Raw genomic sequence first — 13216 nt, forward strand, 5'->3', positions numbered from 1 at the left:
TTTAGCATAGTAGTAAAAAAAAGGGAAGCTAATTTAGCTTCCTTTTTTTATTTACCGTTAAAGGTATTCATTGTGTTATTAACTCCAGCTGTACCAAAAGATTTAATTAGTTCTATACTTTTGTCTAAGCGTTCGGGTAGTTTTTGGTTTTCTTCTTCATCCCATTCTCCTAAAACGTAGTCTACTTGTCTGCCTTTACTAAACGCGTCGCTTATGCCAAATCTAAACCTATTGTATTTAGTTGTGTTTAATTTTTCTTGAATATCTTTTAAGCCATTATGTCCTCCGTCACTACCTTTAGTTTTTAAACGTAAAGTTCCAAATGGTAAGTTTAAGTCGTCAGTGATAACTAATAAGTTTTCTAAGGGTATTTTTTCTTTAGTCAGCCAATATTGTACAGCTTTTCCACTAAGATTCATATAGGTGCTAGGCTTTAAAAGTATAAATGATCTTCCTTTAAATTTATAAGTTGTAATATCTCCTAGTTTAACTGTTTCAAAAGTTAATTCTTCTTTAGACGCTAATTGGTCTAAAATTTTAAAACCGATATTGTGTCTTGTATTTGTGTACTTTTCGCCAATATTTCCTAAGCCAACAATTAAAAATTTTTTCATAGGGTTTTGTTCTTTAACTAATACAGTTGGATTTTTTTTAAATAATTTTTTGAAAAAATCACACATCTTATAAAGTTTTATTTTTTCAAAAATAAAAAAAGCATCCTGAATTAACAGAATGCTTTATTTATGAGTTTAAAAAGAGTTTATTCTTTTACAGCTGCAACATCGTCTGTTTCAGTTGCTGGTACATCTTCATCTTCATCCTCATCATCATCAGCAACAGCCATAGATGCTCTAGAACGTCTTACTTGACAAACTACAGTGTTGTCTGGATGCATAAATTTGAAGTCTTCACTATCTAAAGCAGTAATATAAAGTTTATTACCAATCTTTAAATCTGTAATATCTGCTTCGATGTAATCAGGTAAATTACCTGGTAACGCTTTTACACGTAAGCTACGTTTGTTTTTACGTAAAACACCACCGTTTCTTACACCTCTAGAGTTACCTGTGAATTGTACAGGAATTTCCATTGTTACTTCTTTGTTATCAAATAATTGGTAGAAGTCAATGTGTAAAATATTATCTGTTACTGGGTGAAACTGAATGTCTTGTAAAATAGCATTGTAAGTGTCACCATTTTCCAGCTCAATCACAACTGTATGCGCATTTGGCGTATATACTAGTTTTGAGAAGGCTAATTCTGGTGCAGAGAAATGCACTGGGTTGTCTCCTCCGTATAATACGCAAGGAACCTGACCAGCATTACGTAAGGCTTTTGTTGCTTTTTTGCCCACGCTTTCTCTTTGAGATCCGTTGATTGTAATTGATTTCATAATTGTTATTTATATTTATTTAATTATTTCTACATTATAAATTTTGAGCTTATTGATGCATTATGATGTACATTATGCATTACTTCTGCAAATAAATTTGCGCAGCTTAAAACTTTTACTTTTTTGCTTTCTTGCTTAAGAGGTATAGAATCTGTTACAATTAACTCTTCTAATCTAGAATTTTCTAATCTCTCATAAGCGGTGCCAGATAGTATTGGATGAGTACAAATCGCTCTTACGCTTTTTGCTCCTCTTTCCATCATTAAATCGGCAGCTTTGGTTAATGTTCCAGCAGTATCAACCATATCATCAACTAATACAACATTTTTACCAGTTACGTCACCAATAAGTTCCATATGAGAAATTACATTGGCTTTAGCACGTTGTTTATAGCATATAACTACGTCGCTTTGTAATGCTTTAGAGTATGCGTAGGCACGTTTTGATCCTCCCATATCTGGAGAAGCTATAGTTAAATTGTCTAAATTTAACTCCTTTAAATAAGGTAAAAATATAGTAGATGCAAATAAGTGATCTACTGGTTTTTCAAAGAACCCTTGTATTTGGTCTGCATGCAAATCCATTGTTATAATGCGAGTTGCTCCTGCAGTTTCCAACATTTTTGCAACTAATTTTGCTGCAATTGGTACTCTTGGTTTGTCTTTTCTGTCTTGTCTAGCCCAACCAAAATAAGGTAGTACTGCTGTTATGTGTCTTGCAGATGCACGTTTAGCGGCATCTATCATTAATAACATTTCCATTAAATTTTCAGAACTAGGATTTGTAGATCCAATTATGAAAATTCTTGTTCCTCTTATAGATTCTTCATAAGAAGGTTGGAACTCTCCATCGCTATACGTTGAGGTAATAATTTTACCTAGATTAGTACCGTAAGCAGCCGCAATTTTTTCTGCTAAAGCTTTACTTTGCGTTATAGAAAATATTTTAGCTTCTGTTGTTGTACTAGACATAGTAATGTGTTGTTAAGCAGCACTTAAGACTACAGATTTTTATTTGAGGTGCAAATTTAGTATAATTTTTCAGCTTTAAAAGACATTAGTAGCTATTTTTAGTATAAAAGATTAAAATTATATTTAATTTTGCACTTCCTAATTGCTCAAGTGGCGGAATTGGTAGACGCGCCGGATTCAAAATCCGGTTTCTTCGGAAGTGTGGGTTCGATTCCCACCTTGAGTACAAAGTCTTCTAAATGTGTTGTTTAGAAGACTTTTTTTATGAGGATTGTCTGTTTTGAATTTTTGAAGCGACTACTATATTTTCAAATGGTTTCTCAGGGAATTTTAATCGATCTATCAATAATTTTGTGGCTTTTCTTCCTATTTCTATACCATTTTGGCTTATAGTAGACAATTCTGGAGTTAGATGAGATGCTGTTCTTTCACTAGAATAGCCAATAATAGCAACGTCTTTAGGTATTTCTAATCCTTTTTCTTTAACAGATTTTAGACCAGATAATGATGATTGAATATCTAATGCTATTATAGCATCTGTTTGATTATTACTTAAAAATAAATCTGTTTCTTTTTTTATACCTTCTTCGGATGATGATACTACATAAGACTCTAAAAACTCTATTCCGTTTTCATTAAGCGCTTGTTTATAACCTGCTATTCTTGATTTACCAACTGTTAAGTTGCTAATAGTTGATACTAGTGCTATCTTTTTTCTTCCAGATTTTATTAAATGTGATGTAGCTTTGTAAACTGCTTCTTTATCATCTACCAAAACTTTATCACAATTAATATCTTTAACTACTCTGTCAAACATAACAATAGCTTTTTTGTTATCTAGAGCAGATGTAAAATGGGTATATTCTTTTTTAATTTGAGTTTCTTCAGAAGCGGTTACTATAAAACCGTCTACAATTCCGTTTGAGAAATGGTTTAAGTTATTAGATTCTTTTTCTAAAGATTCATTAGTAAGACTAACAACTAAGTTGTAGTCTGTTTTTGCAATTTCTTGTTCAATACCATATAAAACTTGTGCAAAAAAGAAGTTTTGTACACTTGGGATAACTACAGCTATGGTTTTGGTAGTTCCAGATTTTAAATTTCTAGCTAATACATTAGGTTGATATTTATGAAGTGCAGCAAGTTCTTTTACTTTAGTTTTGGTGTCATGACTAATTTCTGGGCTATCATTTAATGCTTTAGATATTGTTGATATTGAAACACCTAATATTTTTGATAACTCTTTTAATGTGATGCTTTTCTTCATTTTTTCTGAATTTCCCAAGTATTAAATTTACAAATTCCTACTATAATAGCAAGAATTAATATTGTTTTTTGTTTTATCTAATTGCTTCTTTAAAAAAGAAAGCTGGTCTGCCTTTAGCTTCTGGTTTATATTTAAAAATAGATCCTGCTAGAGGATATTTTTCTCTTTCTTCATTTGTCATATCGTTGGTAGACGTTGTGATATATAAAACATCCAAGTTTTTGCCTCCAAAAGCACAAGATGTTACATTATGTGCAGGTACTTCTATTTTTGAAATTAGCTGTCCTGTTTTTGGATTAAATTGCGCTACAGCATTACCATTCCATAAAGCAACCCATAACATGTCATTTTGATCAATAGTCATTCCGTCTGGATAGCCTAAAGATTCTGGGACATTAACTGCTACTTTTTCGTTAGAAATTGTACTGGTCTTTATGTCGTAATCATAACTTTTAATGGTTTTGGTTGGTGTGTCTATATAATACATGGTTTTTGCATCTTTAGACCAAACAATTCCGTTAGAAATTGTAACGCTATCAATCATTTTTGTTGTAGTTCCGTTAGGTGCTACTTTATATAAGCTTGCTTTAGGTGAAGATTCTTTTAAATGCATAGAACCAACCCAAAAATTTCCTTGTGGGTCACACTTTCCGTCATTAAAACGGTTCTCTGTCATCGAAGCTTCAATATCAGAAATTTGATTTAATTTTCCGTTGTCTAAATTTACCTGATATATACCATCTTCAAGAGCTATAACCGATTGCTGTTTTGTATAAGGGACAACGGTCCCTATTTTTGATGGTGTTTTAATTACTTTGTTGTTTTTTGTTTCAGGATTATAAATATTTAGTGTTTGTCCTTCAATATCTACCCAGTATAATTCTTCAGTTTTATAATTCCATATAGCGCCTTCACCTAATTTAGAACTAATTTTATATTCTAGGGTAGCAAGATTAGTAATTTTATTTTTTTCTACTGGTGTTTTATTTTCCTTACAACTAGTTAATGTTAATATTGAAAATTGAAGTGTAAGTACTATAAATTTAAAAATTGTTTTTACCATTAGTATTAGTTGCGAATTGAGTAATTTTTTTGACGAAGATACAACCAAAAATAAGTTTTAAGTTTTGACACAAGTAAATATTGAAATTACTTTTGCGTTTTTTTACTTTTTGTATATTTACCCAACCCTAAAAATAACACCTAATGTTTAATGACTTTTGGCAAACTGTACAATATGGAATGAATCATGTGCTAGATATTAACGCATATGACCATGTATTATTTTTAATCGTATTAGCTGTACCTTATTTATTTAGAGATTGGAAACGCGTTTTATTACTGGTTACCATGTTTACAGTAGGACATACTTTATCTTTAATTTTGTCTGTTTATGGTCATGTACGTGTACAAGCAAGTTTGATTGAGTTTTTAATACCAATTACCATTTTAATTATGGCAGTTTACAATGTGTTTACTGCTGGTAAGCAAAAAAATAGTCAGAAAATAGGTGTTCTATTTGTGTCGACATTGTTTTTTGGTTTAATACACGGTTTTGGTTTTGGAAGAGAGTTTAGAATGAACTTAGACTCTGGCGATAATAAATTTATAGCTTTATTAGAGTTTGCTTTAGGTATAGAAATAGCGCAAATAATAATAGTCTTTATTGTTCTATTTTTAGGATATATATTTCAAACAATATTTAGGTTTTCTAAAAGAGATTGGATGCTGGTAGTCTCTTCAATAGTAATAGGACTAGTAATTCCGATGTTAATAGATAATTGGATTTTATAGTAATTAATTATTAAAAAGAGCCAATTTTATCTAAAGTTTTCATAAAACTTATCCTTTTAAATTGTAATTAAAATACTAACCTTATATCTTCGTTATAGGTTTGGGTTAGGTTTTTTGTTTGTCTACCTAAACATCCGACAAAAACTAACTACATGTCCAAAAAAAAACAATTAAAATACGATAAGGCGTATTTGCGTATAGCTAAAGAATGGGGAAAATTATCTTATTGCAACCGTAAACAAGTTGGCGCAGTTATTGTAAAAGATAGAATGATAATCTCTGATGGTTATAACGGAACACCAACAGGCTTTGAAAATTTTTGCGAAGATGAAGAAGGTTACACAAAGTGGTATGTTTTACATGCCGAAGCTAACGCAATATTAAAAGTAGCCTCATCAACACAATCCTGTAAAGGAGCAACATTATATATAACACTATCACCGTGTAAAGAGTGTAGCAAGCTAATACACCAAGCAGGTATAATACGCGTAGTATATAATCAAGGATATAAAGATGATTCTGGTATAAAATTTTTAACCAAAGCAGGCATACAAGTAGAACATATAGAACAATTAGAAGAATAATGTCAAAATTTAAAGTTTACATACCATTTATAATAGGACTAGCGGTAGCAGCAGGCATATTTATTGGTGGTAATTTAGACTTTGGAGACACGTCAGATAAACTATTTACATCAAACAGTAAAAAAGACAAGTTAAATAGACTAATTGATTATATAGATTACGAATACGTAGAAGATGTCAATACAGATAGTATAGTAGACGTTACCGTAAACGGAATATTAGATAACTTAGATCCACATTCGGTTTATATTCCTAAAGAAAAAATGAAACGTTCTGCCGAAAACATGAAAGGAAATTTTGTGGGTATCGGTATTAATTTTTACACATTTAAAGACACAATAACAGTAATAAAAACTGTTGAAAACGGTCCAAGTGCTAAAGCAGGAATAAAAGGTGGCGACCGTATACTAGAAGCAAACGGAAAATCTCTTTTAGGCGAAACAAATGATAGTTTAGTAGAAACTTTACGAGGTAAGCGCTATTCTGAAGTCAAGTTAAAAGTCTATAGAAAAGGAGAGCCCAAACTTTTAACCTTTAACGTAACAAGAGATGTTGTGCCAATAAAAAGTGTAGATGCAGCATACATGTTAACCGAAGATTTAGGTTACATAAAAATTAATCGTTTTGCAGAAAGCACATACAAAGAATTTAAAAAAGCATTAAAACGTTTAAAAAAAGAAGGTGCAAATAGTCTAGTTTTAGACTTAAGAGAAAATCCTGGAGGATTTTTAGAAATAGCTGTGAATATTGTTGACGAATTTTTAGAGGATAATAAACTTATTGTTTATACAAAAAACAAAAAAGGAGATGTTGAAAAAAGTTATTCTACTTCAAAAGGCGAGTTTGAAAATGGAGAACTTTTTGTAATGATAGACGAAAATTCAGCATCAGCTTCAGAGATTATTGCAGGCGCTTTACAAGATAACGATAAAGGTACAATTGTAGGAAGACGCTCTTATGGAAAAGGTTTAGTACAACGCGAAATGCAATTAGGAGACGGTAGTGCAGTACGCTTAACAGTATCTAAATATTATACACCAACAGGACGATCTATACAAAGGTCTTACGCTAATGGTAATACAGATTACTACGATGATTATTCGTACAGAATGAAAAGTGGAGAACTGATTGACGAATCTAAAATTGAAGTAGCAGACTCTTTAAAATTTACAACACCAAAAGGAAAAGTAGTTTATGGTGGTGGCGGAATTATACCAGACGTTTTTGTGCCTTTAAACAGAAAAATGGAAAACGAAACACTTAGCTTTTTAGAAAGAAAAGGTTTTTTTAATAATTTCATTTTTGAAGAAATAGAAAAAGACCGCAATTATTACTCTTCTATATCAAGACAAGAATTTTTTGATAATTATATAGTAGAGGATAATATGATTAAAGACTTTGAAGAGTATTTGAAAATAAAAACAAGATCTAACATTGTTTTTGTAGCCTATAGAGAAGAAGTTAAGCATTACCTAAAAGCTACAATAGCAGAACAGCTATATGGTTTTGGTGCTTACCATAAAATACTTAACAAACATGATGATATGATTGATAAGGTAATCCAATTACATCAGAAAGTAGAAGAGTAATCTTTTCTTCTGTAAAACTAAAATCACCTACGCCTTATCATGCACTTTAGTGTGCTTGCCATTATTCCAAATTGTTAAAATATCTGTAGCAACATGCGCACCGCTACCAGATGCAATTGCAAATTGACTACGCCAACCAGCTAATGTACCTGCTACATATAGGTTTTTTTTAACTAAATGATCTTTGTTTTCTAACCAGATTCTATCTTTTTCAATAACAGCTCTAGGATGAGGTTTTATATAACTTTCAAGACCTTCAATGTCTAATAAATTAGTATATCCAACAGCAACTACTACACGTTTAGTGTCATAACTTTGTTTATTAGTGGTTACAGTAAAGCCAAAGCTAGTTTCTTCAATTTTTTTTACTTTTTCTTTTTCTATTTGCTCTACTTCTGGATATAAGTTAGCTAATTGCTCTTTTCCATCTTTAAGAATATCATCACCTAATGTGCCAGGTTGTAATCCCAATACGTTATTAAATAATGCTGTCTGTAAATGCGAAGCTTTTTGATGCATAATAATAGCAACATTTTTTCCTTCTGCAAAAGATTTTTTTAACCCAGAACCTAAAACCAATGCACAAGAAAGTCCAGCTGCGCCACCACCAATAATAATTGTATCTTTCATTTTAAAGTCCTTTACTTTTAGCTTCAATTTTTTTAGAAATACGTAAAATTTGAAGTAACATTATAGCGCACAAAGAGGCAACAATTGTAATTAGAGCAATTAAACTTTGTCCTTCTAGTAAAGCGTCAAGATTTAATTGTGTAGCGTTAAAAATAATTAATGCTACAGCTAATAATGTAAGAATATGTATAAAGATTTTCATTAGTTTAAAGATGTATAAATGCTTTGTAAAAGTTTATACAAAAATACAATATTTAAGCTAATAAGATTTTAATGTTATCGGTAAATAGTTTTACAGCAATAGCTAATAATACTACACCAAAAACTTTTCTAATAATTTGTATACCGTTTTGACCTATAAGTCGCTCTATACGTCTTGATGTTTTTAAAACAATGTATATAACTATAACATTTAAAACTACTGCTACAATTATGTTTTGGATACTATATTCTGCACGTAACGATAATAATGTTGTTAAACTTCCTGGTCCAGCAATAAGCGGAAACGCTAACGGAAAAACAGAAGCTGTCATTGGATTAGTTTCTTCATCTTTATAAAGGGTGATGCCTAAAATCATTTCTAAAGCAATAAAAAACAAAATAAATGCACCTGCAACAGCAAAAGAGTTAACATTAATACCAATTAGATTTAATATACTTTTACCTAAAAACAAAAATGCAATTAAAATAATACCAGCAATAATAGCTGCTTTTTCACTTTGAATATGACCAGCTTTTTTACGTAAATCTATAATAATAGGAATATTACCTACAATATCAATTACAGCAAAAAGGACCATAAATACGGTAAAGATTTCTTTAAAACTTAACGACATAGTATTAGGGTTTAAATTTGGCGCAAAATTAGTTTTAATTCGTTGAAATTCAAGCGAAATATTGATTTCTTTTTAAGGTCTTTTTTTTGAAACAAATAGCTCTATATTTGCAAAAAATATTAAATCAAAATGTTTCAGTTAGGAAAAACTATTGTTTCTGAAGATATTATTGAAAAGGACTTTGTGTGTAATCTATCGGCTTGTAAAGGTGCATGTTGTATAGATGGAGATGCTGGTGCACCGTTGTCTAAAGAAGAGGCAGATATTCTTGAAGAAATCTACCCGAAGGTTAAACCTTTTTTACGTAAAGAAGGTATAGAAGCTATAGAAGCACAAGGAACATCTACAACAAACGACTGGGACGAAATTGAAACGCCCTTAATTGACAATGCCGATTGTGCCTATGTTATTTTTGATGACAAAAAAACTGCGCTATGTGGTATTGAAGAGGCTTTTAATAAAGGCAAAATAGATTGGAAAAAACCAATATCTTGTCATTTATATCCAATACGTGTTAAAGATTATACAGAGTTTTCTGCTGTAAATTATGAACGATGGGATATTTGTGATGACGCTTGCTCACTAGGTAAAGAACTACAAGTGCCAATTTATAAGTTTGTAAAAGACGCTTTAATAAGAAAGTTTGGAGAAGATTGGTATAGCGAGCTAGAAAAAGTAGCTAATAAAATGAAGTAATTTGTTGTAAACACTATAAAACAAAAAAGAGTAGATTTATATCTACTCTTTTTTGTTTTCAAATTATAGTTTTATAATTTACATATCGTTAGCTTCTAGCGTTTCACTAGAGGCCATTAGTGCAAAAAACTTATCAATATTTGGTAATATTACAATGCGTGTTCTACGGTTTCTTGCGCGGTTTTCTTTACTGTCGTTATCTGTTAGTGGTTGGTAACTGCTTCTTCCTGCTGCAATTAATTGCTCTGGCGGTACACCATAGTCTTTTTGTAATGCTCTAACAACAGAAGTTGCACGTAGCACACTTAAGTCCCAATTATCTTGTATTTTGTCTGTATTAATAGTTCTTGAGTCTGTATGACCTTCAATCATAACATTTAAGCTTGGTTCTGACTTAATTACATCTGCTACTTTTTTTAATACTTTATTGGCTTTGTTATTAATTCTATAGCTAGCTGTATTAAATAGCATTTTATCTGAAATTGAAATCATTACTACAGTTTCGTCAATATTTATTGATATGTCATCGCTTTCATCAATTTCACTTTCATCAACAAATTTTTTAAGGTTTAAAGATAGAGCTAAGTTCATAGAATCTTCAAGAGTAGTAACATACTTCATCACTTCTGGGTCTACCTTACTTAAGGTTTTACGCATGCCAATTTTTGATTGTTCTGAAATAACAGCTTTGTTACCAACTGCATCAAATTTTGTTTTGTTTTCTTCTGTAAGCTCTCCAACTTCTTCGGTAAGGTTATTAATTTTAGAGTTGTAATTTTGAACCCTAGCTTCTATAATGGCAAACTTTTTTTCAAGTTCTTCTTTTTCTACTCTGGTTTTAGTTAATTCACTTTTAATTTCACCTTTTTCTTGTTCTAAGGCTAAATATTTCTTTTTTGAAACGCAAGCAGTTAAAAATATTGCGCTTAGTGCTACTAATGTTAGTTTTTTCATAAATAGTTTAAATTTTTGAGTTACTTTATTTACGCTCTCTAACACGGTATAGATGTTTAAATTTTGTTAAAGTCAAAATTTAAGCATTAAAAAAGCCTCAATATTTTGAGGCTTTTAAGTTGATATTAGAGTAATAGAATTATTTATTCTTCTTCTTTTTCTATAAGTTTTGCCGGTGGAATTTTACTATCAAAAGAAGTGTTGTACTCTTCTAATAAATTCATTGTAGCATTCAATAGATCTTTAGTTTCTAATAATAAACTAAAATACAAAGTTGTGTTTTTTGGTGAAGACTCTTCTGTGCGAGTACGTTCTACCTGAGCAGAGATTTTTTCTTTAACTAAAGCATATAATTCTGTCTTTTCATTTAAAATTTGACCAATTTGTTCGAAAGAACCAGAATCAAATGCATTTTTGGTATCGTTAAACAAAACTTCTAGCTTTTCATCTACTTGTTTTAATTCTTTTATTTGATTGAATTTGAGTTTTTTATGATTGTTGTGTATGTGTTTATGACTGGCTTTAGAAATATATTCTAAAGACTGAGTCATATCTTGTAGGTAACTTAAAACATGAATATAAAAGTTACTAGCTCCAACACTAGATTCGTCTAAGTTTTTGATAAAATAAAAGATGTTGTCTCTTAAATCATCTACTTCATCAGATAATTTTTTGACTTGCTTTTTATTTTTCTTAAGCATTGATAAATCTTGAGTAGCTAGACCATTTATAGCATTGGTGTAGATTCTATTACCACGTTTTACAACATTTGCAATATTTTTTGCACTTTCGTGAATAACACCTTGTATAGAGCTACTTTCAGCTTTTGTTAGACTATCTTCTGCTTTTGTTACTTTTAACTTTTTATTATGAGCCATAGAGCTTCTAATTAACAAAGCAAATGCTGCTAAAAGTAGAATAGGAAACATTACATTAACATTTAAGTTAAGTAAATAAGCTACCAACGCAGCCGCTAAAAAAGCACTAATAGCTGTGAAAAACCAACCACCAATTACGTTGATTACTCCAGCAACTCTATATACTGCACTTTCTGCGCCCCATGCACGATCTGCTAAAGACGTACCCATTGCTACCATAAATGTTACATAAGTTGTAGATAGAGGTAATTTATATGAAGTAGCTATAGATATTAATACTGCTGCTACCATCAAATTAACAGCTGCACGAACTAAATCAAATGCAGGTAATTCTACTTCTTTATTTTTAGGGATGTTTAGTTTTGGTGCTTCAAATTGCTTGTCTATTTTTTGTTGCCAAGATTCTGGTAAAATATAAGATGACATTTGAGACATTAACATTGCAGATCTTACAAAACTACGTGATAAAAAGTTAGGCTGAAAACGTTCTTTTGTATTGCTTTGACTAGATAAGTCTAATGATGTTTTTACAACATTTTTAGCTTTTGTAGAAAACCACAATGTTAATACCATTACCATACCTGCAGCTAATAATAACCAGTTATTTGTAGGAACCTTTTCTGCTAAAATTTCCATAGAAAAACTAGACGCAGCATCGCCAGAAGCCATCCAAGCATCATATGCATTGTAAGCCGCCATAGGAACACCAATAAAGTTAACCAAGTCATTACCAGCAAAAGCTAAAGCTAGAGCAAATGTACCTACAACTATAATAAGTTTATAAATGTTAGTTTTAAAAGCTGAAATAAGTACAAATGATAATATTGACCAAAATGTTAAACTAACAGCAACTATTGATAGTACTTGATTTTCTAAAAAGTCTTTCATAGTTGCGCCACCTAAAATATCAAAAGATTCTTTAGCGTAAGAAGTCCCTTTTAGTCCTTTCATGAAAATGAAGTAGGTAATCGCAGTTAATGCAATACCGCCAAACAATGCACCAACCCAGTTTGCTTTCTTTTCAAAATTGTAAGAAAGAAGTACTCTTGAAACCCATTGTACAAATGCGCCGACCGAAAAAGCTACTACCACCGATAGCAAAATACCAAATATGATTTGAGATGCTTTAGAAGTATTAATATACCTAATTACTTCACCAAAATCACCACTATTATGTCCTATCTTAATTAAAGCTACAGCAACTGCAGCTCCAAGTAATTCAAATACAATAGATACAGTTGTTGAGGTAGGCATACCAACAGAATTAAAAAAGTCTAGTAGCAAGATATCTGTAATCATAACTGCCATAAAGATGATCATAATCTCATCAAACATAAATTGACTTGGATTAAAAATACCTTTTCTGGCAACTTCCATCATTCCGCTAGAAAAAACAGCCCCAACAGCAACACCAAGACTGGCTACTATCATTATAGTTTTAAAAGAAATGGCTTTAGAACCTATAGCTGAATTTAGAAAGTTAACAGCGTCATTACTAACTCCAACGACAAGATCTGCAATAGCAAGAATTGCTAAAGCTATAATCATGTATAAATATATGTTTTCCATAGTTTGTTAAATAAGTGTGCAAATATCTTAAGTGACATTGAGTATTATGTTATCT

Annotated in this window: 14 protein-coding genes and 1 tRNA gene; 5 read left to right on the forward strand and 10 right to left on the reverse strand. The window is 31.0% G+C overall.

What is annotated here, in order from left to right; all coding sequences use genetic code 11:
• Positions 1-47: 47 nt before the first annotated feature.
• The 3 genes from pth to WA340_RS06840 form a co-directional block, all read right to left on the reverse strand.
• On the reverse strand, positions 48-680 hold the full coding sequence (gene pth / locus WA340_RS06830; RefSeq protein ID WP_304140661.1) for an aminoacyl-tRNA hydrolase: 633 nt from the start codon (positions 678-680) through the stop codon (positions 48-50).
• Between the two features lie 80 nt (positions 681-760).
• Positions 761-1393 carry a 50S ribosomal protein L25/general stress protein Ctc gene (locus tag WA340_RS06835; protein WP_106677311.1) on the reverse strand — a complete coding sequence of 211 codons (633 nt, stop codon included), beginning with the start codon at positions 1391-1393 and terminating at the stop codon, positions 761-763.
• Positions 1394-1422: 29 nt separating this feature from the next.
• Positions 1423-2364, reverse strand: coding sequence for a ribose-phosphate pyrophosphokinase (locus tag WA340_RS06840; protein ID WP_027879550.1), 942 nt, complete (start codon positions 2362-2364; stop codon positions 1423-1425).
• Between the two features lie 144 nt (positions 2365-2508).
• Between WA340_RS06840 and WA340_RS06845 the strand changes: the two genes are divergently transcribed.
• Positions 2509-2590, forward strand: a tRNA-Leu gene (locus WA340_RS06845).
• A gap of 36 nt (positions 2591-2626) precedes the next feature.
• Here the strand turns inward: WA340_RS06845 and WA340_RS06850 are convergent.
• Together WA340_RS06850 and WA340_RS06855 are read right to left on the reverse strand one after the other, a co-directional pair.
• Complete coding sequence (locus tag WA340_RS06850) at positions 2627-3631, reverse strand: LacI family DNA-binding transcriptional regulator (protein ID WP_106677313.1); 1005 nt, start codon at positions 3629-3631, stop codon at positions 2627-2629.
• 73 nt (positions 3632-3704) lie between these two features.
• Positions 3705-4694 (reverse strand): SMP-30/gluconolactonase/LRE family protein, encoded by a 990-nt coding sequence (locus tag WA340_RS06855; protein ID WP_336128096.1) that lies wholly within the window; start codon positions 4692-4694, stop codon positions 3705-3707.
• A gap of 143 nt (positions 4695-4837) precedes the next feature.
• On the opposite strand from WA340_RS06855, the gene WA340_RS06860 reads away from it, so the two are divergent.
• The 3 genes from WA340_RS06860 to WA340_RS06870 all read left to right on the forward strand — a co-directional run bounded on the left by WA340_RS06860 (position 4838) and on the right by WA340_RS06870 (position 7598).
• A complete protein-coding gene (locus WA340_RS06860; RefSeq protein WP_336128098.1) occupies positions 4838-5425 on the forward strand; it encodes a HupE/UreJ family protein in 588 nt (195 codons plus the stop codon).
• A 152-nt stretch (positions 5426-5577) separates the two neighbouring features.
• A complete protein-coding gene (locus WA340_RS06865; RefSeq protein WP_336128099.1) occupies positions 5578-6009 on the forward strand; it encodes a deoxycytidylate deaminase in 432 nt (143 codons plus the stop codon).
• Positions 6009-7598, forward strand: coding sequence for a S41 family peptidase (locus tag WA340_RS06870; RefSeq protein ID WP_336128100.1), 1590 nt, complete (start codon positions 6009-6011; stop codon positions 7596-7598). Before WA340_RS06865 ends, WA340_RS06870 begins: the two co-directional genes overlap by 1 nt.
• A gap of 27 nt (positions 7599-7625) precedes the next feature.
• Here WA340_RS06870 and WA340_RS06875 read toward each other — a convergent pair whose 3' ends face one another.
• The 3 genes from WA340_RS06875 to WA340_RS06885 are packed head-to-tail and all read right to left on the reverse strand — an operon-like array spanning position 7626 to position 9064.
• Positions 7626-8228, reverse strand: coding sequence for an FAD-dependent oxidoreductase (locus WA340_RS06875; protein WP_304142522.1), 603 nt, complete (start codon positions 8226-8228; stop codon positions 7626-7628).
• Position 8229: 1 nt separating this feature from the next.
• On the reverse strand, positions 8230-8430 hold the full coding sequence (locus WA340_RS06880; RefSeq protein ID WP_304142519.1) for a hypothetical protein: 201 nt from the start codon (positions 8428-8430) through the stop codon (positions 8230-8232).
• A 52-nt stretch (positions 8431-8482) separates the two neighbouring features.
• The gene (locus WA340_RS06885) at positions 8483-9064 is read right to left on the reverse strand and encodes a MarC family protein (RefSeq protein ID WP_027879542.1); all 582 of its coding nucleotides are present in this window, start codon (positions 9062-9064) and stop codon (positions 8483-8485) included.
• A gap of 129 nt (positions 9065-9193) precedes the next feature.
• Here WA340_RS06885 and WA340_RS06890 point away from each other — a divergent pair, with 129 nt between their 5' ends.
• On the forward strand, positions 9194-9760 hold the full coding sequence (locus WA340_RS06890) for a DUF3109 family protein (RefSeq protein WP_027879541.1): 567 nt from the start codon (positions 9194-9196) through the stop codon (positions 9758-9760).
• Between the two features lie 78 nt (positions 9761-9838).
• Here WA340_RS06890 and WA340_RS06895 read toward each other — a convergent pair whose 3' ends face one another.
• Together WA340_RS06895 and WA340_RS06900 are read right to left on the reverse strand one after the other, a co-directional pair.
• Positions 9839-10714 (reverse strand): OmpA family protein, encoded by an 876-nt coding sequence (locus tag WA340_RS06895; protein ID WP_106677509.1) that lies wholly within the window; start codon positions 10712-10714, stop codon positions 9839-9841.
• A gap of 143 nt (positions 10715-10857) precedes the next feature.
• Complete coding sequence (locus WA340_RS06900) at positions 10858-13161, reverse strand: inorganic phosphate transporter (RefSeq protein ID WP_336128103.1); 2304 nt, start codon at positions 13159-13161, stop codon at positions 10858-10860.
• Between the last annotated feature and the right edge of the window lie 55 nt (positions 13162-13216).

The sequence above is a fragment of the Mesoflavibacter sp. CH_XMU1422-2 genome (genome assembly GCF_037029245.1).
GTDB lineage: Bacteria > Bacteroidota > Bacteroidia > Flavobacteriales > Flavobacteriaceae > Mesoflavibacter > Mesoflavibacter zeaxanthinifaciens.

Coding starts and splice junctions, on each gene's coding strand:
- WA340_RS06895 (WP_106677509.1), bottom strand. CDS start 10,714: ATGAAAAAACTAACATTAGTAGCACTAAGCGCAATATTTTTAACTGCT.
- WA340_RS06835 (WP_106677311.1), bottom strand. CDS start 1,393: ATGAAATCAATTACAATCAACGGATCTCAAAGAGAAAGCGTGGGCAAA.
- WA340_RS06860 (WP_336128098.1), top strand. CDS start 4,838: ATGTTTAATGACTTTTGGCAAACTGTACAATATGGAATGAATCATGTG.
- WA340_RS06870 (WP_336128100.1), top strand. CDS start 6,009: ATGTCAAAATTTAAAGTTTACATACCATTTATAATAGGACTAGCGGTA.
- WA340_RS06850 (WP_106677313.1), bottom strand. CDS start 3,631: ATGAAGAAAAGCATCACATTAAAAGAGTTATCAAAAATATTAGGTGTT.
- WA340_RS06875 (WP_304142522.1), bottom strand. CDS start 8,228: ATGAAAGATACAATTATTATTGGTGGTGGCGCAGCTGGACTTTCTTGT.
- pth (WP_304140661.1), bottom strand. CDS start 680: ATGTGTGATTTTTTCAAAAAATTATTTAAAAAAAATCCAACTGTATTA.
- WA340_RS06900 (WP_336128103.1), bottom strand. CDS start 13,161: ATGGAAAACATATATTTATACATGATTATAGCTTTAGCAATTCTTGCT.
- WA340_RS06885 (WP_027879542.1), bottom strand. CDS start 9,064: ATGTCGTTAAGTTTTAAAGAAATCTTTACCGTATTTATGGTCCTTTTT.
- WA340_RS06840 (WP_027879550.1), bottom strand. CDS start 2,364: ATGTCTAGTACAACAACAGAAGCTAAAATATTTTCTATAACGCAAAGT.
- WA340_RS06855 (WP_336128096.1), bottom strand. CDS start 4,694: ATGGTAAAAACAATTTTTAAATTTATAGTACTTACACTTCAATTTTCA.
- WA340_RS06880 (WP_304142519.1), bottom strand. CDS start 8,430: ATGAAAATCTTTATACATATTCTTACATTATTAGCTGTAGCATTAATT.
- WA340_RS06865 (WP_336128099.1), top strand. CDS start 5,578: ATGTCCAAAAAAAAACAATTAAAATACGATAAGGCGTATTTGCGTATA.
- WA340_RS06890 (WP_027879541.1), top strand. CDS start 9,194: ATGTTTCAGTTAGGAAAAACTATTGTTTCTGAAGATATTATTGAAAAG.